We start from the raw sequence: 24317 nt of genomic DNA on the forward strand, positions 1-24317 counted from the left end.
ATGAAACTTGCCTATTCATTAGCTCTTCTGGCCTTATTGGCTTTTGGCTGTAAAGAAAAAACCAGGCCCGTTGTTCGGGCAGTTCCACGGCCTACAGTTAGCACCGATGGCCTTCGCATCACATTTCCGAACCCGGCCATGATTAGTTCATTTACCACCCAGCCTACGCAGACGGAGGTCATTCGAACCGATTTTGCAGCTCCGGGTCATGTAGCGGCTATGGTGTTGAAATCAAGCGAAAATCCGGCAGAACGACTGGTCCTCTTCGATGATCCTGGCCTTTCGAATAACTATACGGCCATATTGCAGCACCGAATCAATATCCAGACGGAGCGCGGCAACCTGGACCGGGTGAAGGATTTGCAGGCGCATGGAGCCGCATCGGGCAAAGAAGTGATTGAAGCCCAAACCCAGTTAGCCAACGAAGAAGCCGCCATTATTTCGGACGAAGCAACGCTCAAACTCGCAGGTTTCGACCCCGAAGAATTGCGTCGTGCCCGACCTAATACCATTCTGGTGGTTTGCGAAATTCCCGAAAACCAGTTTGGTATGATCACAAAAGGGCTGCCCTGTACACTCAATTTCACCTCCTTTCCCAATGAACGGTTTGCGGGCCGGATCGACAATGTGAACGATTACGTCGACAATACAACCCGCCAGATCAAACTCCGCATATCGGTACCAAACCCCGACGGTCGGCTGAAAGCAGGTATGTTTGCTACCGCAAGTTTTGGTGTGGTTGAAGGGAAGTTCATGACCGTTTCGCGGAATGCGGTCGTTACGGTGCAGGGGCGCGACTATGTTTTTGTTAAAACCGGCCCATTGACCATCGAGCGCCGACCCGTACAGCTCGGACAACAGCGGGACGACCGCATTGTGGTACTCAGTGGCCTTAAAGAAAATGACCCCGTAACGGTAGCTAATACGCTACAATTGAAAGGCTTAAGCTTTGGCTATTAGACGTTTGACTTAATCTCCGGCGTCTGACGCTTGTCTGTATGATTCAGAAATTAATCACATTTTCGCTTAAAAATCGCTGGCTTGTTGTTGGTCTGGCCATTGTTGTCATGGGCCTGGGGCTCTGGTGCTTCAAACTGCTCAAGATTGAAGCCTATCCCGATATTGCCGACACCAACGTCATTGTTATTGCCAAATATGACGGGCGAGCCGCTGAGGAGGTCGAACAACAGGTAACCATACCCATTGAACGGGTGCTAAACAACGTACCGCATGTAACCGATCGACGGTCGCGAACCATTTTTGGTTTATCGGTCGTACAGCTCAATTTCGACGAGACCGTAACGGATTATTTTGCCCGTCAGCAAATTATCGAACGACTGAGCAGCGCACAACTTCCGGCGGGTGTCGTCCCCGAACTGGCACCGCTCACAACAGCCGTGGGCGAAATTTACCGATACGTGATCGAAGCGCCCCTTAGCATGACGCCCATGCAACTGCGCGATTTGCAGGACTGGACCATTATTCCGCAACTTTTACAGGTGCCGGGCCTGGCCGACGTAACCACATTCGGTGGACCAATCAAGCAATTTCAGGTAATTCCCGACCCGGCCAAACTTCGGAAGTTCGACCTTACGTTGCAGGATGTCATTCAGGCCGTACAGGACAACAACCAGAACACGGGTGGTAATATCATTGCGCGGGGAGGCCAGGGGTTTGCGGTTCGGGGGCTGGGAGCGCTGAAAACGCCGGAAGACGTTCAGAATATCGTTCTGAAAGCTAACGAAGGAGTTCCGGTACTTATCCGCGATGTTGCCAGTGTTGAAATCAATCCTCCTTCTCCTTCGGGTATTCTGGGCTACCGAATTCCCGACGAAAAGCTCGATGCCGTTGGAGCAACCGAGGGAATTGTGCTCCTCCGGCGGGGCGAAAACCCAAGTGAAGTACTGGAGTTGCTGAAAGCTAAAATTGCCGACCTCGAAGCCCGCGAGCTTCCCAAGGGTGTTCATCTGCGGGTTCTCTACGACCGGGGCTTCCTCATCAATCACTCGCTCGAAACGGTTGCCCATACCCTTATTGAAGGTATATCGATTGTTGTCATTTTGCTGGTTCTATTCCTGGGCAGCCTGCGGGCGGCTCTGGTCGTTACGGTTACGATTCCGTTTTCTTTGCTGTTTGCCTTCATTCTGATGAAACTGGTGGGCATCCCGGCCAACCTGCTGTCGCTCGGCGCTATTGACTTTGGCATTATTGTCGATGGTGCCAGCGTGATGGCCGAACACCTGATTCGAAAATACCGATCATCGGGGCCGGGCGACCGGAATCAGGGGATTGTGAACGTTACGATCCATTCGGCAGGCGAAGTAGCGCGGGAAATTTTCTTCTCGGTCACGATCATTATCCTGGCCTATATGCCTATTCTGCTTATGCAACGGGTTGAAGGCAAGCTGTTCAGTCCAATGGCACTAACGCTGTCTTTTGCCGTTATCGGATCGCTTCTCTGCGCCCTGACAGTCATTCCGGTTCTGATATCATTTGCTTTCCGCAAAGCCCTGGCTCCCGATGGCAAGCCTCTCAAAGAGCACAAAAACCTACTCTTATCGCCCCTCGAAAAAGGCTATCAATGGCTCCTGCGGTCGGTGCTGTTCCGTAGTCCGCGTCTGGTAGTTGGCGTTGGATTGGCGATAGTTCTCGTTTTGATTGGCTTCGGCGCAAAGCTCGGCACTGAATTTTTACCCGAATTGGACGAAGGTTCGATTTTTATGCGGGCATTCATGCCATCGGGTATCACAATTCAGGAGAACGCCAAAATTGCACCTAAAATCCGCGACATTATTGCTAAATACAAACCGGTCAGTTTTGTCATTACGCAATCGGGACGCAACGACGATGGGACTGACCCGTTTCCATCCGACCGCACCGAAATCCTGATTGGTCTGAAAGATTACAGTACCTGGTCTGATAGCATTTCCAAAAAAGAAATGATTCGGCTCATGCAAAACGACCTTCAGGAAGCCTTTCCCGGAGCGTTCTTTTCGTCGGGCCAGCCGATCATCGATCAGGTTATGGAAATTGTGACGGGTAGCGCGGCCGACCTCGCCATTTCTATTGTAGGTAACGATTTGACGCTGATGCGCGAAAAAGCCGACAGTATTGCGGCACTGGTACGTGGCATGAACGGTGCCGTATCGGTAAACATCGAACAGGAAGGGCCACAGGACCAGTTAGCCATTCGGATCAATCGCCCGGCTGCGGCCCGATACGGTATCAACGTGGCCGAAATTGAGAATATGATCGAAGCCGCTATTGGTGGCAAAGCCATTGGTTCAATTTATGACGAAGCCAAGCGCTACGACATTGTAGTACGTTTCACGCCCGAAAGTCGCGGCAGTATCGACGCCATTCGACAACTACAGGTACCATCGGCGTCGGGAGCACTGATCCCAATGAGCGAACTGGCCGACATCCGCTATGTACAGGGCCAAACGAACATTTATCGAATTAATGGCAAACGAATGGTGACGGTCCGAACCAATATTAGAGGGCGCGATCAGGGTGGATTTGTGAAGGAGATCAGCCGCAAAGTTCGTCAGCACGTCAAAATTCCGGAAGGCTACAGCGTTATTTATGGCGGTCAGTACGAAAACCTTGAACGGGCAGGCGGCCAGTTAGTCATCTCGATTCCGCTGACTATTGTGGTTGTGTTTCTGTTCTTGTTCATGCTCTACGGCAATGTCCGCGATACACTGCTGACGCTGACCTGCCTGCTCTTTGCCCTGGCGGGCGGTATCGGGTCGTTGCTGCTGCGAGGTTATAATTTCAATGTTTCGGCGGGGGTAGGGTTCGTGTCTATCTTTGGTATTTCGGTAATGGCGGGTGTATTGCTGGTGTCGGCTCTGAACCGAAATCTGCTGGTTAGTTCAAAACCGCTACTCGACATTACGATCGAAACGGCTCAGGAGCAATTTCGGGCTATTATGGCCATTATGGTTGTGGCAATCATTGGCCTGGTACCGGCAGCCATATCAAGTGGCATTGGTTCCGACGTACAGCGTCCACTGGCAACGGTGATCATTGGCGGATTAACGACTACTCTATTCTTTACTCCGCTTATTATACCGCCGTTGTTTTACCTCGTCAATCGAAACCGACCCAGACCCACGCCACTAGACTCAACGGGGAAGCACTTGCCACAACCTATCGAAGAAGGAACCGAAATTTAACCCTCAAAATAGCACGGCCGCTTACAGATTCTGTAAGCGGCCGTGCTATTTTGAGGGTGGCGGTTGCCGCCATCCATTCTATCACTCCTTATTACTTCACTGAATCTGGAATAGCAATTTTAGCAGAGTCAGTAATAATTTCAGCGCTATCGCCACTAACAATCGTTTCACTTTCAACTACAGTAGCCGTATCGGTTGTAGCAGCAGTTTCTTCTGTTTCACTTTTCTTAGATTGGCAAGCAACGGCAAACGAAAGCATAGCGGCAAAAAAGAGAGCGCCTTTGATCGTATTTTTCATGGTATTGTACAGTAAATATTGGTTTTACTGTTAATACTCTCCCAGTCAATAGGTAACCTTTGCTCTCGGCATCAATTGTACTTTTTTAATTCAATTTTAAGAAAGCGTCGTTTAAAGCCGCACAGCAGAGTTGTTTTCATCCATGATGAAACAACTTACGTTTCAGTTTCTGCCAGCGTGTTGGTGGTTTTATAATAGCTAACCCTCCCCCAATAATTTCTTTCATCGGTGCAGGCTTATACAGCACAATAGTATTTAACTCAATTGATTTTGTTGCTGGCTCAAGAGTTATAGTAACCCTCTCCAAAATACGATGGGAGGCATGCATTTGAACAGGAAGCTCCTTGATGTTTTCCTTTACAACCGTCTGTAGCGTAAAAGCTCCAGTACTATCTGTTTTCGTGGCTCCGCCTATGGTCATCACATTGGCGTTATAAACAGGACTCAGGTTATTAACCGAGTCGGCAAGCATAACCCGTCCTCTGATGATCAACTCCTTTGTTGGGTTAAGTTCGGCCCGGATTGGCAGATTTTTAACCGCCAACTCCAATAATACCGGACGTTGACTGGCCGGTTCGGTAGCCATTGTTTTTTTACCCTGATTTACTTGAGCCTGCGCAGATTGCCAACCCAACAACCCCATTGTCAGCAAACTAACCCAACGGCGCCAGACTAAACCATAATTAGAACCGGGGGCAACCAGCAATCGATCAAGCTGTTCTTGTCGTAGACGTCCACAACTGGCTTCGGGCACTTTGTTAAGTAACCGCACCAGTTCCTGGTCGGACAAATTGCTGTAATCCACAACCGTTTTCTGGCAACTGGCACAGAATCGTCCACGCTCGTTAGGCGGCATTTGGTCCCAGTTTTCGTGGCAGGGTTTCGGAATCTGAACAGTAAGGCTTCGCATGTGGATCGGCTATAAACGTAACTTAGTTCTTACAACTAAATTATGCAATTCCCGTCATTCAATGCTAGCTAACTTTTTATATTTTAGCTTTTTATACAACCTGATTTAGCAGTCCTCTCATGAAAAAAATCGCTTTACTTCTTCTGTTAGGAAGCTACGGTGCATTTGCGCAGTCGCTCTCGAAACCCGAAAAAACGATTATTGGCACCGTACAGAAACAACTGCCGGAAACTGAAGCTTTTCTGGAAAAAGTTGTCAACATCAATAGCGGCACACTCAACATCGAAGGCGTTCGTGCGGTAGGTAAACTGATGGCCGATGAACTGGACAAACTCGGTTTCAAAACCGAATGGGTAACCCTACCCGATTCGCTAAACCGCGCCGGGCATCTGGTAGCAACGCGCCAGGGTAAAAAGGGTAAAAAACTATTTCTAATTGGCCATCTCGATACCGTTTTCGAGAAAGCATTGCCAATGGAGCCGTTCAGAAGACTTAATGATTCCACGGCGTCGGGTCAGGGCGTTAACGACATGAAGGGGGGCGATGTGCTCGTTATCGCGGCCCTTAAAGCACTGCATACAAACAAACTGCTCGACGACACATCGATCACGGTCTATTTCACCGGCGATGAAGAAAGTTCGGGTGGCCCCGAAAGTCGGCGCGATTTCATCGAACGCGCCAGACAATGCGACATTGCGCTGGCTTTCGAAACCGCGCAGGAGCTCAGCAGCGTAACCACCGGACGACGGGGAGCCAGCGGCTGGACCCTAAACGTAAAGGCTCGTTCGGGCCATTCATCCCGCGTATTTAGCGATCTGGGGTACGGTGCCATTTACGAAGCCGCCCGTATTCTGACCGAATTTCGTCGGACACTTGGTCAGGAAAAATACCTAACCTTCAACCCCGGCCTGATTGTTGGCGGTTCAGAAGTACATTACGACGACAAAACTGCTAAGGCCGAAACCGTTGGCAAAACAAACATTGTGGCAGGTACGGCACTCGTAAAAGGCGATTTACGATTCCTGACCGAAACGCAAAAAGAAAACGCCCGCGCCAAAATGCGCGAAATTGTCGATAAAAGTTTACCATTGACCAAAGCCACCATTTCCTTTACCGACGGCATACCGGGCATGGAACCAACAGCGGCTAACGATGAACTGCGCAAACAAGTCGATAAACTGAGCCAGGATATGGGTTTAGGTCCCGTAGAGGCATTTGATCCGGGCGCACGCGGTGCGGGCGACGTTTCATTTGTAGCCCAGTATATGCCTTGTCTCGATGGGCTGGGTGCATCGGGAAAAGGCGCACACAGTATTGAAGAAACCATGAATCTCAAAGAATACCCGCTCCTGATTCAGCGTACCGCCTTATTCATTTACCGTTTGACGAGGTAAACTAGTTTATCGTTTATGGGGTATGGTTGCTCCGCCTGTTCTGAACCTAAATCAGTGGAGCAACTATAAACTATAAACCATCCCCCCCCTCTCCTTATGAACCGAATAACGACAATTGATGTAACACGTGGACTCGTGATGGTCATTATGGCACTAGACCATATCCGCGACTTGCTTCACCAGCCTGCTCTCACTCAGAATCCAACCGATCTGGCTACCACTACCGCGCCTATATTTCTGACGCGCTGGATAACGCACCTGTGCGCGCCAACATTCGTGTTTCTGTCGGGCATGTCGGCCTATTTGTCGCTAAAAAAAGGGCATAATTCGGCCGAAGCACGTCGTTTTTTGCTAAAACGAGGGTTGGTTCTGATCATTCTGGAACTCACAATCGTCAACTTTGCCTTCTGGTTCGATCTTCAGTTCAGGAGTATGTTGTTGCAGGTTATCTATGCCATTGGGGGCGGACTGGTAATCCTGTCGCTTCTGGCGCGGCTACCCGCCAGAACGATAGGTATTATCGGGCTGGTCATTATTTTCGGTCATAACCTGCTTCAGCTTGTTCCGCCGATTACGAATCCCACTGGTCGGTTGATTAGCTCGTTGCTGTTTCAGGTCAATTTTTTTCAGCTAACGCCGGGTTTTGCACTGCTGGTAGGCTACCCACTGATTCCGTGGCTGGGCATTCTGCTGGTTGGGTATGGTTGCGGTAAGCTGATGGAGCGACCGATTGAGGTTCGAAAACCGTTACTTTTCTGGCTTGCGGTAAGCTCATTAAGCTTATTCGTCGTGCTTCGCTTTATCAACATCTACGGCGATCCGGTACCCTGGTCGGTTCAGAAAAGCCCATTATTTTCGGTGCTGTCGTTCCTTAATGTAACAAAGTATCCCCCCTCGCTGCAATACGATTTATTGATGCTCGGAATTGCCCTGAAATTTCTTTGGCTTGCCGACGGAGTAGACAACTGGCTCACCCGCATTCTTACCGTCTATGGAAAAGTACCGATGTTCTACTACATCATTCACTGGTATTCTGTCCACCTGCTGATGATTGCCATGGTATTGCTACAGGGCTATAGCTGGAATGACATACAGGCTGGCACCCTGAGTTTTGGACGGCCAGAGAAGGCTGGTGTTGATCTCGTAACTGTTTATCTGATCTGGTTTGGCCTGATTGTGGCCCTATACCCGTTGTGCCGTTGGTATGGCCGCTACAAATCGGCCCATCCGGAAAACGGTTTACTTCGATATATCTAATGTAGTTTTTTCGACAGGATTAACAGGATGATTATTTATTATTAGATCATCCTGTCCATCCTGTCGAAAAACAATCTGTCGCTTAGTTGCTATACGGCTCAATGGTCTGAATTGTGCCGTCGGGGTTGCGCTTCAGTTCGGTTACTTTGATATTCCGCAGGTGAGTTTTACCCGACAGTTCGGTATCATGATAAAAAATGTACCACTTGCCGTTGACGTCTACTATGGAGTGGTGCGTTGTCCAGCCTTTCACAGGATTCATGATAACACCCTGATAGGTGAAGGGACCATACGGCGAATCGCCCACTGCATAGGCCAGGTAGTGCGTGTCGCCGGTAGAGTACGAGAAATAATATTTCCCATTATACTTGTGCATCCAGCTTCCTTCGAAGAAACGTCGGTCATGATCGCCACCTAACAATGGTTTGCCATCTTTATCAACAATTTTCACATCCCGAGCGGGCTCGTCGAAGTGCAGCATATCGTTACTCAAACGAGCAACCTTGGCGCTCAAAGCGGGTTCGTTATCTTTTTTCAGATCCGTTTTCGAACCGTTAGGATCAAATTTACCGGTAATCCACCGCTGTAATTGCCCGCCCCAGATTCCACCAAAATACATATACGACTTGCCATCCGAATCAGTAAAAACGGCCGGATCGATGCTATAGCTCCCTTCAATTGGCTTCGGTTCGGCTTTGAATGGGCCACTGGGCGATTTGCTGGTTGCCACGCCAATCCGGAAAATGTCCTGCTTGTCTTTAACAGGAAAATAGAGATAGTATGTACCGTTTTTGTAAGCCGCATCAGGCGCCCACAATTGTCGTCCAGCCCATGGAATGTCCTTAATCGACAACCCTATACCCTGGTCGGTAACGTTCCCGTTGATGCTATCCATCGACAGAATATGGTAGTCGTTCATGGCAAAGTGTGCCCCTTCATCGTCTTCTTTTACACCCGCATCGATGTCGTGCGACGGATAAATATAGATTTTGCCATCAAAAACATGGGCCGACGGATCAGCGGTGTATATATCACGAACCAGGGGTTCAGACAATGAATGCTCTTTAACAGAGTCTGTTGCGGCTGTTTCGGTGTCAGCAGTATCTTTTTTAGAACTACTCTGACAGGCTCCGAACAACAGACCCAACATAGCAAATGCGAATAATGAAAGGCTGGTTTTAGAATAGGCTGGCATTGGGCGAGTTTATTATTGGTTTCAGGAATTTAGATGAGGGGTGCCGTAACGGCAGTTCCGTTATATAATACCTCAAAATTTTCGCAAAATAGAAAGAAAACCAACATTCTTCCTACTTCGCTCTATTTCCACATTGCTAATATTTCGGTGAGTAAGGCGGGCAACTTTACATTCCGCCTGGTTATCGCTCATTACAATTTGTGATCACGTTTTGAGACCTCTCATCAACGCCCTGAATCTACCTTTGCCCTTATTAGCGATTGAACGAATTGCTTAATCCTTCACTTGATTTACACAATACAACCATGATTTCGACTGATATATGCATCATTGGCGCTGGCCCGGTTGGGCTGTTTGCCGTTTTTGAAGCAGGCTTATTAAAAATGCGTTGTCACCTCATCGATGCACTGCCGCAGGTGGGTGGGCAGCTTTCCGAAATTTATCCTCAAAAGCCCATTTACGATATTCCGGGCTATCCGGCAATAAAAGCACAGGAGTTGGTCGATAACCTGATGGAGCAGATCGCACCTTTCCATCCAACATTCACCCTGGGCGAACGGGTTGAATCCCTCGATCAACAAGCCGACGATTCGTTTGTCGTTACCACCAACGACGGAACATCAGTTCATTGCCAGGTTGTAGTGATTGCCGGTGGCCTGGGCTGTTTTGAACCGCGCAAGCCCGATATCCTGAATCTGGAGCGATTTGAAGGAAAAGGGGTTTCGTATATGGTAAAAAATCCCGAACAATTCCGCGACCGGCGGGTAGTGCTGGCAGGTGGTGGCGACTCAGCGCTCGACTGGACAATTTTTCTGGCCGATATAGCGAAGGAAGTGACGCTGGTGCATCGGAGCGATAGTTTTCGGGGAGCGCCCGATTCGGCCGGAAAAGTGGTGGAACTAGCCCAAAAAGGCCGAATCAATCTGGCACTTCAATCAACCATTACCAGCATCAGCGGCAATGGCCATTTGCAGGAAGTCAGTATTACGGCCAAAGACAAAACGGTCCTGAATCTGCCCACCGATCATCTGATTCCGCTGTTTGGCCTGACACCCAGGCTCGGCCCTATAGCCGACTGGGGGCTAACCATCGACAAATCGGCAATCAATGTCGATACGACCGATTATTCAACCAATATCGAACGGATTTATGCTATCGGCGACATCAACACCTATCCGGGTAAATTGAAGCTCATTCTTTGCGGCTTTCATGAAGCAGCCCTTATGTGTCAGAGCGCGTTCAACTACGTATACCCAAATCAAAAACTGAGCTTTAAGTATACCACCGTTAACGGTGTACCCGCTTTTTAATAACCTCACCGCACTAAATCAACCATGATTCAATTCACGATCGAGGACCGCGACGGCGTCCGTCAACATCTGGAAATCCCCGAAGGCATCAACCTGAGCCTGATGGAAGTGTTGAAAGCATCAGATTATAACATACTGGCCACTTGTGGTGGCATGGCCCTTTGCGCAACCTGCCACGTTCAGGTACTCGACGGAGCCGACGCACTGCCATCCATGCGCGATGCTGAACTGGACATGCTCGACACCCTGCCCGATGCCGATTCCGACAGCCGACTAGCCTGCCAGATCCGCGTCGACGAAACGCTGGAAGGTGCAGTTTTCAGGATTAGAGGGTAGTTTTTGGTTTGTAGTTTCTCCGCTGAGTGGAATTCTAACAGGCGGAGCAACCACAAACCAAAAACTTCCCCTCACTGGTCTTCCAGTTCGACAATCATTTCGATTTCGACGGCGTAGTTGGAGGGTAAGGCCGCCATACCAACTGCCGAGCGAGCATGTTTACCTTTGTCGCCCCAAAGAGCTACCAGTAGGTCGGAGCAGCCGTTCACAACCTTCGGATGGTCGGTAAATTCAGGCGTAGAGTTTACGAAACCCGTCAGCTTGACAATGCGCTTAACCCGACCTAGCTCTCCAACTTCGTTTTTAATGGTCGACAGCAGCGAAATACCCGTTATCCGAGCGGCTTCATACCCTTGCTCAATCGTCAGATCTTTTCCCAGCTTGCCCGTAATGGGTGTACCATCGGCGCGGGTCGATACGTGTCCGGCCAGAAACAGCAAATTACCCGTGCGCACTGCTTTTAGATAGTTTCCAGCCGATTTGGTGGGCGGATACAACTCGATTCCCATTTTCTTCAGGGTTTCTTCCAGCGCCTGACCATAGGACTGGCTGATCACAACAAGCAATAAGAACGTAAGAACAGTGTAGCGCATTTACAGAGGATGGCGTTTGGTTTATAAAAGACTCATAACTAAGCGAATAACCTACACAATTATCTAAACCAGCGGAGTAGCTGACACGGGTAACCGCTTCTCCATCACAATAAACTCAAGCGGTTGTTTTTGAATGCCAAAACGCGGATCGTCAGGAAACGGTTTTGTTTCGCCGGTAGGTGCATAACCCCGTCGTTGATACCAGGCAATCAGTTCGTGCCGAAGTGTGATGACCGTCATGGTTACAGCCCGGCAGTTTTGCTGCTGCGCATAGGTTTCGGCCGCTTCGAGCAGTTGTTTACCAATGCCCGCAGCCTGCGATTCGGGCGAAACCGTAAGCATCCCCAAATAGAGATCGCCGTCTTTCTTTTCCAGATAAACACAGCCGATCAGTTCACCATCCGCTTCGTATTTCAGTATTCTTGCGGCCGGATTCTCCAGCATAGTCCGGATACCCTCTTCGTCGGTTCGGATACCGCCAAGAAGGTCGGCTTCGGTTGTCCATCCTTTACGCGAACTGTCGCCCCGGTAGGCGCTATTGACCAGTATATTGAGTGTAGTTATATCGTCGAAGGTGGCCGTAGCAATAAGCGTATTCTTCATAATCTGCAAATATATCAGGTTTAGCGAGATGAGCAGCGGTCTGTTTCCGTTCCTTTTGGTTACCGATCAGCCGTTTTTTTTACCGGTTTATGGCCTTTGTTTATCGCTTCAAAAACCTGACTCTGGCCAAACCCACTCATTGAGTCGGATCTTCGATGCGAAAATCGCTTTTACGATCCATGAAACGTCTTTCTTACCTCTTTTTCAGCCTGATTCTTACCGGATGCCTTACGGATTGTAAACATCCGGGCAATCTTGACCCCGATGTCGACATAACCCCTCCACCCACCGATACGCCAGAACCCGGAGCCGTGCAACCGGTTGGTGTGCCCAACGGTACGGCTGTCGTCAAAACCATTGGCCCGGCAGGGGGTGTTATCCAGTCCGACGACGACCGGTTTACGGTATCGATTCCGGCGGGAGCGTTGGCTAGTGACGTAGCCATTTCTTTGCAGCCTATTACGAATACCAATGGCAGCGGTCTTGGCGCAGCCTATCGGATGCTGCCCGACGGCCAGAAATTTGCCAAACCGATTTCTATAACGGTCAACTACACCGACGACGAAACCCGACAGGCAATGCCCGAAGCCCTCGGCATTGCCTACCAGAACAGCAAAGGTGTCTGGATGGGTGTTGGTGGAGTAGCGCTGGATACAGCCCGGAAAAGCGTATCGATAGACGTTAATCATTTCACAGATTTCAGCTTTTTTGAGTATTCATACCTCGATCCTGAGCTATCGATAATTGATCCGGGCAAGTCGGTCGAGTTGAAATTTTATACGTTAGGTCTCCTGGGATTAACCGCAAAGGCAGTTCCCAAAGGCACTGATCGGGAATTACCGGCTCCACGACTTTTAAGCATCGATTATATCGACGGTTGGGAGTTGAAGGGAGCCGGGACTTTGCAGGCAAACGGAAAAACTGCTGTTTATCAGGCTCCGGCCTCCATACCCGCAACGAATCCGGCGCTGGTTACGGTGAAACTACATTCGCCCGTCGATCAGGCAGTGGGTTGGCTAATTGCCCGGATTTATGTGCTGCCGGTTGGCATTTCGCTACAGGTCGACGGGGGCGACTGGATCACCCTGCCCAGTTCAGGAGCCAATCTATCGCAGGGTATCAAAGGCGTAGATGCCGAAAAGAGCGATGGCGCTTCGGCTCATCTACATTGGCAGGGCGGCTCTGGAATCCGTAATGCGCTCGGCATTTTTAACTGGACCCTGAGTACTATCACGTTTAGCTATAGGACAAATCCCTACACCCTTTATGAACACGTGTATGGCAAGAAACCCGACATTAGCGGTGGCTCGTTAAAGGTTGATGGCATGCTGGAGGGCTATCTGGTCGGGTCGTTTGATGTTCAGCCCGCCGGTCTTTATCAGACTACGTTCCCCCCGGTTATAGCCACAGCCCCAATTCGGGGCGTTTTCCGGGTCAAATGCCTCGATTGCGCCCATTAAGTTAGTTAGTCATTGGTGTATTGATCTTTCCAACGGCCAATACACCAATGACTAATCAACCAATAAACTAATGACCTCCAACCATACTGGCACGAAGCTGTTTGAAGTGGCCATAGTGATGGCCGACTTCTATAATTTCGTCGTGCTGCCGGCTGGTTAAGGGGTAAAAGAATTCGGGCTGGATTTGAACGGTATCATTTTTGACAGTTCGTTTCCAGGTGCCAACAACTTTTCCATCGATCAGAATAACCGGATAAAAAATTCCATTGGCAGAACTTATGACCTGCTTAAAATCGAGCGGACCGAGTGCAGCACTACGATCTTTGTAACCCACCAGATACTCATCAAAAGCCGGCAGCAGATGAATCGCCAGCGACGCATCGTGCATATAGAACCCCGATGGGTCCATCCAGTAGAGTTGTCCATGAATCGTTTCCTGAGCAAGCTGTGATTTAACTGCGTGTATTCCGGCTTTGGCCTCCGTTATGGTAAGCCCCGACCACCAAACAAAGTCCTGAAGTGTGGCCGGTCCATGCCCTCTGAAATACCGTTTTGTCAGCTCAGCCAGCGCTTCGATCCGCTCCATAGGCCGGGTCGACGGAATCCATTCATCGAGCAGGGCGTACGTATTTTCGCTTCCTCGCCTGACTCCACAACCGATAAGCCCATCGAAAGCCGCCCGATTGAGCAACAGATTCATACGAATGTCGTAGATACGGATACCAGCCTGTTCGAGAGCAACTTTCAATTCTGGTCGCGTTAATTGTTGTCCCCCTTCCAGGACCCGATTCAGCGCATCATAGCTTTTCGCTACATCGGTAGCCGACAAATCATGTCGACGGAGGTAGCCGTTTGAAATCTGATGTAGCCGTGGCCTCAGCAAATCCAGTATCCATCGTACATCGTCGGCGGCAATCAGGTGTAGGGTTCCGCGCATGGCCCAGGTTCTGACAACCGACCGATTGGCAATACACTGCTCAATATCGGCTTCGGTCGAGCCGGGCAACCGAAGTCCCAGCGCCCATTTAGCGGCCAGAAAGTCCTGTGCCTGGACTGCACCAAGCCACCTGACCATATCGGCCGGATTGGTCAATCGGGGCTGATGAATCATCTGATAGGCGAGCCGGTGGCGGACAATTACGGAATCGGTCATTAACAAAACAGGATTAACTCAAACAACTTCTTACAAAATAACACGTACTCAATGACAGCCCTATGTCAGTAGGTTCGGTGTATTTTAAAAAGTTCTGGCAATGTTTCATAGCGTTGCCCCTTTCCTGCCAACAGAAAGAATTTCCAGATTAGCAACCTCCCCGGCCGAAAACGAACTTGCTTTTCTTAATGACGGTTCTTCAAAAGCCCTGGTTTTTTCTTACAATCAGCGCCCGAATACAACCATGAATCTACAACTCAACAACAAAACGGCTTTAGTTACTGGCTCAACAGCCGGAATTGGACTGGCAACAGCCCGCAAACTACTGGCAGAAGGAGCCCATGTTATTATTACGGGTCGTACGAACGTCCGTGTTCAATCGGTAGTTCAACAACTGAAAGCAGAACATCCCAATGCATCGGTAGAAGGTATTGCTGTCGATTTTGGGCAAAAAGCCGAAGTCGACAACCTGATCGAACAGGTCCCATCGGTCGATATTCTGATCAATAATGCAGGTATTTTTGAACCTAAAGCTTTTGTCGATATCCCCGACGAAGACTGGTTCCGATTCTTCGAGGTTAATGTGATGAGCGGTGTCCGACTGGCGCGTCACTATTTTCCAACGATGCTCACCAACGGATGGGGCCGTATTTTGTTTATTTCCAGTGAATCGGCGTTGCAGATTCCAGACGAAATGATTCATTATGGCATGACCAAAACGGCCCAGCTTGCCGTAGCACGAGGTCTGGCCGAACTCACCAAAGGAACGGCTATCACTGTCAATGCGGTGCTGCCCGGTCCAACAGCGTCGGAAGGCGTGCAGGATTTTGTGAGCGGACTGGCTCAGCATCAAAACAAATCCCGCGAACAAGTGGAACAGGAGTTTTTTCAATCGGCACGTCCAACCTCGCTTCTGCAACGATTTGCCACAACCGACGAGGTCGCCAATATGATCGTCTACCTGAGCAGTCCGCTGGCTTCGGCTACGAACGGTGCCGCTGTTCGGGTCGATGGTGGTGTGGTTAAAGCCATCGTGTAGTTTCCTGGCCAATAGTACCTGCTATGATTACGCAGCTCTTTGAGTAAGTACCTGATAACAGGCGCTTTATAGGGAAACTGGCTACTAACCAAACCGATGAAGCACCTGTTATTTTTGTTCGTTTTTCTGAATCTGGCTACTGCCTTTGTCGACATTCGGCCCATTGCATCGGCTGTGTATGAATGGGATAAAGCGCGCGTCACGAAAAAAACTACGGGCGAACAACGGGTTATCCTGGAAGGGAGTTCGACCGATTTTAGTCATATCAACATACACGCAACAACTCTCCTCCCCCATCAGGCTCCGCATCCTGCTCATAACCACGACGACGAAGAACTCATCATCATTAAAGAGGGGCAGCTCACCGTAACCATCAATGGACAATCGAAAACGCTGGGCACTGGCAGCATTGCGCTGATGATGCCGGGCGATAAACACGGTTTTGAAAACAAGAGCGATACGCCCACTACTTATTATGTGATGCGATACACAGCCAGAGCACCCGTTGATCTGGAACGCGGAAAAACTGCCGGGGGGTCGTTTTGGGTCGACTGGGCAGAGGTACCGTTTCAGGCACACGCTCAGGGTGGTATCCGACGTATGTTCGACCGGGCCACTGCCATGACCAAACGATTCGAAATGCACGTTACAACCCTGAAACAGGGCTTATGGAGTCATCCGCCCCATACCCACCGAGCCGCCGAAATTCTGCTAATGATCCATAATAACGCTCAGGAAAGCATCAATGGTGCGCTCCTTCCGGCCCGGACCGGCGACCTGATTTTTCTGGAATCCAACGTACCGCATGCCATCCAGAACACCAGTCAGGGTAATTGCACGTATTTCGCATTCCAGTTCGAATAGCCTTATCGCTTCTGGGTCAGTTGCAGCGAACTATCATTTATCTCAAACGTTTTCTTATTCAGCAGGTTGATCACTTCGGCTCCAGCCAGCAGCACCGGCCCATAGCCATGGGCCGCATACAAATTAATGGGCCGGTGGTAGTAAAATGCCGGATCGAAGCCCATACCAGTGCCAACACAAGTACCATCGACCTGCCCTTTATCGGTCACTTTCGTCGAAACGGCATTCCAGCCCAGTAAGGCCATAGGCGCGTAGGCCAGCGGATCGAGCCACCCCCGGTTAATGGCACGGGCAATGGCATAAACATAGATGGCCGTTGCCGACGTTTCCAGATAGGAGTCGTTTCGGTCGAGCAATTGATGCCAGAAACCCGCTCCCGACTGGCAGGCAGCCAATCCTTTTGCGTGTGCCCGCAGCAAATCCAGCACGACCGCACGACCCGGATGGTTTTCGGGCAATACGTCGAGCAGTTCGACATTGGTCATAATGGCCCAGCCATTGGCTCTTGCCCAGTGAAACTCCGGATGAACGCTCATGCCCTCTACCCAACCATGCATATAAAGTCCTTTTTGGCGGTTAAACATCCGCTTCGAAAACTGCGTCACCTGTTTCACAGCTTCATCGAAATAGGCCCGATCGCCGGTTAATTTACCCATTTGCGCCAGGGCCGGAACGCTCATGAACAGATCGTCAAGCCAAAGCGTATTGGGCTGAGGGCGGTTGCGTGCCAGCGTTCCATCGGCCAATCGGTATTCTTTTTTGGTAATATACTCCATATACCGGTTGATTTGCGGGCGCAGATCGGCTTTAACTCCCCCGGCGCGGGTAGCTTTAATCATGGCGGCACACATAGCCCCGGCATCATCGAGAGCATGCGGAGCCAGCAGCGGCCGAAGCGACGTAGTTGCTTTGGGATCGGCACTGACCTGATTCTGAAAATACGGGACAAGCCCTACCAGAAAAGCCAGTCGCTTGTTGGTATAGTCGGCAAAACGGGAATCGCCCGTGGCATCGCTGGCCAGTAGCATGCCCGCATAGGTAACTCCCCATTCGTAACTCGTTAAGCGAAAATCGCCGGGTTTAATGATTGCATTCGGGTTAAACGTCGAAAAATCGGTTAGTTCCTGATTGGTTTGGCGGTCAATAACCTGCGTTGGGGTCGAACTGTCGAGGTAGTCATATACCCGGCGCAAAACATTCGTAACCTCCGCAATGCGGGGCTGACCATAGGGCACTGGATAATCGGGTTGCAACAAATGCAGCGGGGTAGTCGAATCGTTTGCTTTGGGTGGCGTAGCCTGTCCCAGTGCTAGCGTAGAAACCAAAAGTGCGGTTCCAGCATAGCCAGCCGAACGCTTACGTAGTGTTATCATCAAAAGGCAAGGATAAGTAATTTTGCTTACTCCCCTAAAAGGCACTCCAGGCTTGTCGATACTCGTAACAATGCACTTAATTCAGCTTCAGGACTAGAATCATAGGTTGCCGGGCCGTATATCCAGGCACAGGCCTCCCTGCCCGATCGAAGGCATCCCATTGGCTATTGGCAATGTAATAGAACTGATTTCCAGCAATAACACCTAAAGTTGGCTCACCCATAAGCGGATGATTCGTCTCCAGCGTTTCGACCCGTTCAATTGCCTTGTGCGATTGAGACAAATACATCCGGATGATCCGGAAGGGGGGTGTGCGGTTCTGGATACCAATCAGGCTGTTTTGGTAATAATACAATCCGTCGATTCCGTTCAGGATGGTTCCCTCAGGCCACGACAACCGCGCTGTGTGTTGGGTCGATAGGTTTATGGCCAGTGGCCCCTGTCGATAATCGGCAAGGTAGAGGGTCTGTTCATCGTCGGATAGGGCAAGTCCCTGCAATGAGTAAAACAGACTATCGGTCAGGAACGGCTCAACGGTGGGTTTGCCGGGCACAAGCCGATAGAGCCAGGGCGTACGGCTATCGGTCGCATAAACTGTCCCATTTTTTGCCGTTGTCAGATCGCCTAGCAAATGTGGTTTACCATCTTTCAGAATCGGGTAATGCCCAAGTAACTGGTTTGTTTTCAAATCATAGGCAACCAGTTCGGTCTGCCCGTCCTGGGTAGTAGTAACCCCCTTTGCCTGAAGCAGTGCCGAACTACAAGCCCACAACAAGCGTCGTTGTTCATCGACTTTGAGCCCGAAAATCCCCCATAAGCTATCGCCCGGTTGAGAAAGCGTTCTCGCTCCCGAACGACGATTGTATTGGCTAATTTTACGCTCATGAACACTGCCGACGAAGAAGGTTGCCGATTTTGTATCGTAAGCAACGCCTTCGGTTATCAATCCTGCTTCGGGGAGTTGAAACGCCACCGCACTCCGATGCGAATCGGGTTTCTGCGGTTGAGCCCACATTGGGGTAGCGAGCATAAAAATGAGCAGGAAACTGGCCAGATACGGTACAGTAAGCATTCGGTTCATAGGTCAGTACGCCATCGTTTCCGAAAAATTACCCAGTTTGGCATCAAAATCAAAACTGCCCGATAGCCGCCATTATGAATGCGTCTCACATCGACCTGGTTCGCCAGAACTTCATTGCTAAAGTTTCTTATTATGCCCAACTGGGTTTGCCTGATACAGCTTTCGTTGAAACGGAAGCTCTGGCCGTTGTAGACAGTGGTCTGCCTACTGATACGTTCAATGTAATTGTACCGAAACCAATGCCCACCGAGGCCCTGGCAAGCCCGCTCTGCCACCAGTTGCAGCACTTTACCGGCAAGCATTTTCCGGTTGCTCTCTGGTGCTGGAACGACATCCTCTCCCCCGAACTCGCCCATCTATTGACGCAATATGGACTCTATAGCGAAGAAAGCGATGTAGCCATGTGGCTCAATCTGCAAAACGCTGCCATCGCCAAACCGACGCTCCAGGGGCTTCAGATCCATCCGGTGCAAACATCCGGGGAGTATGAACAGTTTGCCGACGTAATCGCTGAACTTTTTGGCGACTCATCCGAAGCCGATCAGATTCGACTGTACCATCAGAAAATCAGCCGCGTTCATTCAGCTACTCAACCCATGAAACTCCATATTGGTATAGCCGATGGCAACGTAGTTGCCACAGGAACATTGTTTCTGAGCGACACCTCAGCAGGCATTTATGACCTTGCTACCCGGCCAGCCTGGCGTGGACGTGGGTTTGGTTCTCAGCTATTTCAGCACCTGATCTGGTTAGCCACGCAGCATTCAGCAACCCAGGTTGTGTTGCAGGCATCGGCCGACGGACTTGGCATTTATAAACGGGCGGGTTTTCTGGAAGTGGGCCTGGTTCGGGTATTTGGCAATCGGCACGTTTCTGCTGTATAGCAAGTTTCCCAGCCTGGCACTCTCCAGCGATATGGAGCCGCACAGGAAGATTTTGAGTGTGCTGGCAGCAAACGCGATCAAAAGGAGTTATTGGAAGCATACAACTTGTTTTTTTTACACCTATGTCCTATTCTATTCATCCCCAAGATGGGCTTCTGGATGCCATCCGAAAGAGTGATCTCGATTCCCTTAATCAATCGATTGCGGCTGGTGCTGACATAAATTTCCAGGACAGCAAAGGCTTTACTCCGCTGATTATTGCCACCTACACCGGCAACCTGGCCATTGCCCAGGCGTTAATTGGAGCCGGTGCCGATGTCGATAGGCAGGATGTAAGTGGCAATACGGCCCTGATGGGTGTTAGTTTTAAAGGCTATGCCCATATTGCCCAGTTGCTGATCGACAACGGAGCTGCACTGGATATTCAGAATGGTAATGGTGGTACGGCTCTGATGTTCGCTACACTGTTTGGGCGCAATCAACTGGTAAAACTTCTGCTCGACTACGGGGCCGATACAACCCTGCGCGATATACGGGGCCTGACGGCCCTTGACCTGGCCATTCAACAAGGCAACGAAGAAGCGCTGTCCTGGCTTCAGTAAAAACGGTATTTGGGTAATTCACTGACAATTACCCAAATACCCTCCTGTTCGTCTCCTACTTACCTCCCGGCCGCGAAGGTCGTACTTCGATCTTACTGGGTAAGGTTCGGGCAGGCATACGGATCAGATCAATAACCAACTGGCCAATATCTTCTGGCTGAATTTTCCAGGCATCGTTCTCATTAGGTTCATGATTGTTGAAATGCGTGGCCACCGACCCCGGCATAATGGTTGTTACCTTGATGCCTTCACTCCGCAGATCGAGCATAATGGCCTGCGAAAAGCCAACTAATCCGAATTTGCTGGCATTATAGGCCGATGCCTTTTCAAAAAAATTTGTACCGGCCAGACTCGATATAGTAATAAAATACCCCTGCGTTTCTTTCAGGGCCGCAATGGTTGCTTTGGCCGAATAAAACACCCCCGTAAGGTTTGTATCAATTGTTTCGAGCCACATTTCGGGGGTTAATTCCTGAATAGAGGCAAAATGTCCGACACCGGCGTTGGCAATGACATAATCCAGACGGTTCCACTGTTTCAACAACGTATCGACCGCCTGCTGCTGCGAAACCAGATCCCGCACGTCGGCCATGATCCCCAGCGCACTAGCGGGTCTGATTTTGTTAAGTGCTTCAGCAGCCGCCTGAACCCCGTCGGCCGAGCGGCCCGTAATGGCTACATGAACTCCCTGTTGAACAAGAGCTTCGGCAATGCCGTATCCAATTCCTTTCGACCCACCCGTAACGAGGGCCACTTTACTAGTATCTGCCATGAATCAATGGGATTAATAATGTCTTACCAGCCCATAACTCCGGTGCAGGTTTGAAGGTTTCCAATTCGCCGGTCAACGGTTCTCGTAACCTGCCCATTGGGTAGGGTTTCTGTTTGCTTAACTACTTCACAATCCATTTATGCATTCTTTTTGAGCCAGTCCAGAATATAGTCAGCGTCTTCTTTCCAGGTAGGCTGTCCCAGCACGAAATGGTTCCGCCCGGCAAATTCTTTATAATCCAGCACGGAGCCACTTGGCTTGTAGGCTTCGTAGTTACGGTGATTGAGGTGTGCGGGTATAATGTTGTCGATACTACCCGACGTTAAGAGAAGTGGAGCATGAGGTTTGGCAAAATCGACATGGGCAGCACTGGTTAAACCACCGCGTGCTACTACTTTCGATTCGGGAATGGTATTTTCGTCGTAAGCTTTCTGCTGCTCTTCCAGCGGCATATCGTTCACGAACGCATACTGCCAGTCTTCAAACGACATCAGATACGTTTCGTCCAGATCCGTAAACAGGCCGAGGGCTTTCCAGCCTGCTTTTAGAAACGAGAATTCGTAGGGGAAAACACCCTGCGGTGGCACCGAGTGAATGGCGACTCCTGCCACACCCAGATCATTATTGATCAGAATCTGAGTGACCAGTCCACCCAGCGAATGACCAATGATAATTGGTTTTTCGGGTAGCGATTTGACGATGGTAGCATAATGATCGACCAATTCGGCCAGGGTTAGCCGGGCCAGGTCGGTATCATTCGGTTTACGGGCCCGCAGTTCGGCAGGAGTTCCCTCCTTGTAGGGCCAGGCTGGTGCAATGGTTTTGTACCCTTTACTTTCGAAATACGCCTGCCAGGGCTTCCAGCTAAGGTTTGAGACAAAAGCTCCGGTAACGAAGACGACGGTTTGTGTTTTACTGACTTCCATGTTTGTAACGTGTTATGATGAAAAAAGGAAACGCAACACTTCGGTATGCGCTGGAAACTCTCAGCCACATACCACTGCTGTTGAGTCGTTTACGCGTTGAACAATACAAAAGTCAGCAAAGCCGTCGAGAACAATTTTAACCCAGGTTAAAATCGTTCACCGGGCCGATAATCTTTTTCGGATTCGGCTTAGCGAGGGCCCCTGAATACCCAGATAAGAAGAGAGGTGATATAACGGAATGGCATTGTAAATATCGGGATGCTGTTCGATCAGGTCCAGATACCGTTGTTCGGGAGTTTGGAACAAAAAATCCTCCATCCGGCCCATAGTCGTATTAAAGGCCTTTTCGGCCACCAGCCGACCAAAGCGTTCCCACTGGTGCGACTGCTGATAAAGCTCCGTCAGGTGATTAATATGAATATAAAGAACCGACGAATCGTGCATGGCTTCCGTATAATAATTGCAGGGCGACTGGTTGATAAAACTCTTGTACGATACCACAATCTGATGTTTCGAGAAGAAAAAAACGTTTTTCTCAACGCCCGTTTCACCATCTACGCAGTAAGCCCTGAAAATGCCATCCAGTATAAAGCCAAGGTGTTTGCAGACGTTTTTATACTCGTTATAAAACTCGCCTTTCCGATACTGTTTTGGTTGCCAGAACGGTATCGACAAGGCAAAAGCCTGCTCATCGATATCGGCAAAAACGCGCAGGGCCTGCCGGAGTATATCAAGATCGGTCATAGCGTAAAACCAGCTATTCAGGCAAGGAGCAACGACTTGCGGAGAGGTTCGCTACTCACCTCATTGACAAACCGTTGCTCTGATTTTCTAAACGATTACGGTTGTCCGGCGAGCACTTCAGCCAGTTTTTTGCCGAGAGCTTCGCCCCTTACGTTTTTGGCCACAATTTTCCCATCGGGTCCAATCAGAAAATTCTGCGGAATTGCCCGGATGTTATATTGCCGGGCCACTTCATTATCCCAGAATTTCAGATCTGATACGTGCGTCCAGGTCAGATTATCCTTATGAATAGCCCGAAGCCAGGCCTCTTTTGCAGTTGGGCGATCGAGCGAAACGCCCAGAACCGTGAAATTTCGGCCTTTATATTCGTTGTAGTTTTTCACCACATTCGGGTTTTCGGCCCGGCAGGGTCCGCACCAGCTCGCCCAGAAATCGACCAGCACATATTTCCCTTTGAAATCGTGCAGTGCAACCATTTTCCCTGCCGTATCGGCCTGCATAAAGTCGGGCGCCAGTTCGCCAATGGAGGTTGCTTTGATGCGGTTGAGTGTGGCTGCATATTCCTCCCCTGCCCTACTCGTTTTAACGGCATCGCTCAGGCCGTCGAATATCGGTTTCACCTCGTTATACTCGGGTGTATAACCACCAAATTGTTTTAGTGCATCGAGGCTTACCAGGCTCTGCGGCATCGATTTAATAAATTGCTCATAAAGGCCCTTTTTCTCGGCCTCAATAGCTTCATAACGTTTGTCGATCGACTCTTCAAATTCTTTTCTGCTCCGCTGCGCCGGTGTTGCCGAACGGTATTCTTTCATCAACAGGTCCATTTTTTCCTGCGATGGTTTCAGCGCCAGTTCCAGTTTCTGATTGTCGACATTGAGCGGAGTACCGCTTATTTCAGCATTTTTCAACGAATCGGGGCTGGAAACCGTAATAACGCCGGGTTCGAGATAGATGGAAATAGCCGGAATGGGCCTCCGATTGCTAAAGCCCTGCCCTTGTTTATCGACCAGCAATGTGCCTTTTACCGGGGTTTCGGTAGTACCCTTAAAGGCAAAACTGCCATTTTGAATGGTGGCCGAATCCATTTTTACCGTTCCGTTCACCGGGTAGCGCAGGTAGGCTTTGGCAGGCGCCTGCACCGCATTCAGTTTCCCCTGAATTGTGTATGAGCCCCCCTGAGCCCATACCAGCAATGGCGACAGACTTACTATCGCCACCCAACTAATGGTTTTCATGTTGATAAGTCGTTTTAACGAAATAAGGGATAAAAACGCGGTTTCAAACACGATCGGGCTTTTTTTTCACCCGAGGGCAAGGCAATCCAATTAAAACCGCTTAT

At 49.9% G+C, this 24317-nt stretch carries 23 protein-coding genes; 11 read left to right on the plus strand and 12 right to left on the minus strand.

Annotated elements, in window-relative coordinates; all coding sequences use genetic code 11:
- Positions 1 to 960 carry an efflux RND transporter periplasmic adaptor subunit gene (locus WBJ53_RS20665; protein ID WP_338869644.1) on the plus strand — a complete coding sequence of 320 codons (960 nt, stop codon included), beginning with the start codon at positions 1 to 3 and terminating at the stop codon, positions 958 to 960.
- 38 nt (positions 961 to 998) lie between these two features.
- Positions 999 to 4181 (plus strand): CusA/CzcA family heavy metal efflux RND transporter, encoded by a 3183-nt coding sequence (locus WBJ53_RS20670; protein WP_338869646.1) that lies wholly within the window; start codon positions 999 to 1001, stop codon positions 4179 to 4181.
- Positions 4182 to 4272: 91 nt separating this feature from the next.
- On the opposite strand, the gene WBJ53_RS20675 is transcribed toward WBJ53_RS20670, so the two are convergent.
- Complete coding sequence (locus WBJ53_RS20675) at positions 4273 to 4479, minus strand: hypothetical protein (RefSeq protein ID WP_338869648.1); 207 nt, start codon at positions 4477 to 4479, stop codon at positions 4273 to 4275.
- Between the two features lie 136 nt (positions 4480 to 4615).
- Positions 4616 to 5389, minus strand: coding sequence for a hypothetical protein (locus WBJ53_RS20680; protein WP_338869649.1), 774 nt, complete (start codon positions 5387 to 5389; stop codon positions 4616 to 4618).
- Between the two features lie 119 nt (positions 5390 to 5508).
- On the opposite strand from WBJ53_RS20680, the gene WBJ53_RS20685 reads away from it, so the two are divergent.
- Positions 5509 to 6783 (plus strand): M20/M25/M40 family metallo-hydrolase, encoded by a 1275-nt coding sequence (locus tag WBJ53_RS20685; RefSeq protein ID WP_338869651.1) that lies wholly within the window; start codon positions 5509 to 5511, stop codon positions 6781 to 6783.
- Positions 6784 to 6879: 96 nt separating this feature from the next.
- Entirely contained in the window at positions 6880 to 8040 is a 1161-nt protein-coding gene (locus WBJ53_RS20690; protein ID WP_338869653.1) for a heparan-alpha-glucosaminide N-acetyltransferase domain-containing protein, read from the plus strand.
- 82 nt (positions 8041 to 8122) lie between these two features.
- Here the strand turns inward: WBJ53_RS20690 and WBJ53_RS20695 are convergent, their stop codons facing one another.
- Positions 8123 to 9235 (minus strand): glycoside hydrolase family 43 protein, encoded by a 1113-nt coding sequence (locus WBJ53_RS20695; RefSeq protein WP_338869655.1) that lies wholly within the window; start codon positions 9233 to 9235, stop codon positions 8123 to 8125.
- A gap of 305 nt (positions 9236 to 9540) precedes the next feature.
- Between WBJ53_RS20695 and WBJ53_RS20700 the strand changes: the two genes are divergently transcribed.
- Positions 9541 to 10545 (plus strand): NAD(P)/FAD-dependent oxidoreductase, encoded by a 1005-nt coding sequence (locus tag WBJ53_RS20700; RefSeq protein WP_338869657.1) that lies wholly within the window; start codon positions 9541 to 9543, stop codon positions 10543 to 10545.
- A gap of 24 nt (positions 10546 to 10569) precedes the next feature.
- Positions 10570 to 10881, plus strand: coding sequence for a 2Fe-2S iron-sulfur cluster-binding protein (locus WBJ53_RS20705; protein WP_338869658.1), 312 nt, complete (start codon positions 10570 to 10572; stop codon positions 10879 to 10881).
- A 71-nt stretch (positions 10882 to 10952) separates the two neighbouring features.
- Here WBJ53_RS20705 and WBJ53_RS20710 read toward each other — a convergent pair whose 3' ends face one another.
- Positions 10953 to 11474 (minus strand): RidA family protein, encoded by a 522-nt coding sequence (locus tag WBJ53_RS20710; protein WP_338869659.1) that lies wholly within the window; start codon positions 11472 to 11474, stop codon positions 10953 to 10955.
- 63 nt (positions 11475 to 11537) lie between these two features.
- Positions 11538 to 12077, minus strand: coding sequence for a GNAT family N-acetyltransferase (locus WBJ53_RS20715; RefSeq protein ID WP_338869661.1), 540 nt, complete (start codon positions 12075 to 12077; stop codon positions 11538 to 11540).
- Between the two features lie 179 nt (positions 12078 to 12256).
- Between WBJ53_RS20715 and WBJ53_RS20720 the strand changes: the two genes are divergently transcribed.
- Positions 12257 to 13537: a hypothetical protein gene (locus WBJ53_RS20720; protein ID WP_338869663.1), complete on the plus strand. Its 1281-nt coding sequence runs from the start codon at positions 12257 to 12259 to the stop codon at positions 13535 to 13537.
- A gap of 67 nt (positions 13538 to 13604) precedes the next feature.
- On the opposite strand, the gene WBJ53_RS20725 is transcribed toward WBJ53_RS20720, so the two are convergent.
- Positions 13605 to 14690 (minus strand): winged helix DNA-binding domain-containing protein, encoded by a 1086-nt coding sequence (locus WBJ53_RS20725; RefSeq protein WP_338869665.1) that lies wholly within the window; start codon positions 14688 to 14690, stop codon positions 13605 to 13607.
- A gap of 244 nt (positions 14691 to 14934) precedes the next feature.
- Here WBJ53_RS20725 and WBJ53_RS20730 point away from each other — a divergent pair, with 244 nt between their 5' ends.
- Together WBJ53_RS20730 and WBJ53_RS20735 are read left to right on the plus strand one after the other, a co-directional pair.
- Complete coding sequence (locus tag WBJ53_RS20730) at positions 14935 to 15729, plus strand: SDR family oxidoreductase (protein ID WP_338869667.1); 795 nt, start codon at positions 14935 to 14937, stop codon at positions 15727 to 15729.
- Positions 15730 to 15825: 96 nt separating this feature from the next.
- Entirely contained in the window at positions 15826 to 16593 is a 768-nt protein-coding gene (locus tag WBJ53_RS20735; protein WP_338869669.1) for a cupin domain-containing protein, read from the plus strand.
- Positions 16594 to 16595: 2 nt separating this feature from the next.
- On the opposite strand, the gene WBJ53_RS20740 is transcribed toward WBJ53_RS20735, so the two are convergent.
- Both WBJ53_RS20740 and WBJ53_RS20745 read right to left on the minus strand, forming a co-directional pair.
- Positions 16596 to 17966 carry a glycoside hydrolase family 88 protein gene (locus WBJ53_RS20740; protein ID WP_338869670.1) on the minus strand — a complete coding sequence of 457 codons (1371 nt, stop codon included), beginning with the start codon at positions 17964 to 17966 and terminating at the stop codon, positions 16596 to 16598.
- A 76-nt stretch (positions 17967 to 18042) separates the two neighbouring features.
- The gene (locus WBJ53_RS20745) at positions 18043 to 19038 is read right to left on the minus strand and encodes a hypothetical protein (protein ID WP_338869672.1); all 996 of its coding nucleotides are present in this window, start codon (positions 19036 to 19038) and stop codon (positions 18043 to 18045) included.
- 83 nt (positions 19039 to 19121) lie between these two features.
- Here WBJ53_RS20745 and WBJ53_RS20750 point away from each other — a divergent pair, with 83 nt between their 5' ends.
- Both WBJ53_RS20750 and WBJ53_RS20755 read left to right on the plus strand, forming a co-directional pair.
- Entirely contained in the window at positions 19122 to 19931 is an 810-nt protein-coding gene (locus WBJ53_RS20750) for a GNAT family N-acetyltransferase (protein WP_338869674.1), read from the plus strand.
- 122 nt (positions 19932 to 20053) lie between these two features.
- Positions 20054 to 20533: an ankyrin repeat domain-containing protein gene (locus WBJ53_RS20755; protein ID WP_338869676.1), complete on the plus strand. Its 480-nt coding sequence runs from the start codon at positions 20054 to 20056 to the stop codon at positions 20531 to 20533.
- Between the two features lie 55 nt (positions 20534 to 20588).
- Here WBJ53_RS20755 and WBJ53_RS20760 read toward each other — a convergent pair whose 3' ends face one another.
- From WBJ53_RS20760 to WBJ53_RS20775, 4 genes are all read right to left on the minus strand, one after another.
- Positions 20589 to 21305, minus strand: coding sequence for an SDR family oxidoreductase (locus WBJ53_RS20760; protein WP_338869678.1), 717 nt, complete (start codon positions 21303 to 21305; stop codon positions 20589 to 20591).
- Positions 21306 to 21442: 137 nt separating this feature from the next.
- Complete coding sequence (locus WBJ53_RS20765; protein WP_338869680.1) at positions 21443 to 22231, minus strand: alpha/beta hydrolase; 789 nt, start codon at positions 22229 to 22231, stop codon at positions 21443 to 21445.
- Positions 22232 to 22387: 156 nt separating this feature from the next.
- Positions 22388 to 22975, minus strand: a complete 588-nt coding sequence (locus WBJ53_RS20770; RefSeq protein WP_338869682.1) for a Crp/Fnr family transcriptional regulator — start codon at positions 22973 to 22975, stop codon at positions 22388 to 22390.
- 95 nt (positions 22976 to 23070) lie between these two features.
- Positions 23071 to 24213 (minus strand): TlpA disulfide reductase family protein, encoded by a 1143-nt coding sequence (locus WBJ53_RS20775; protein WP_338869683.1) that lies wholly within the window; start codon positions 24211 to 24213, stop codon positions 23071 to 23073.
- Between the last annotated feature and the right edge of the window lie 104 nt (positions 24214 to 24317).

The sequence above is a fragment of the Spirosoma sp. SC4-14 genome (assembly GCF_037201965.1).
GTDB lineage: Bacteria > Bacteroidota > Bacteroidia > Cytophagales > Spirosomataceae > Spirosoma.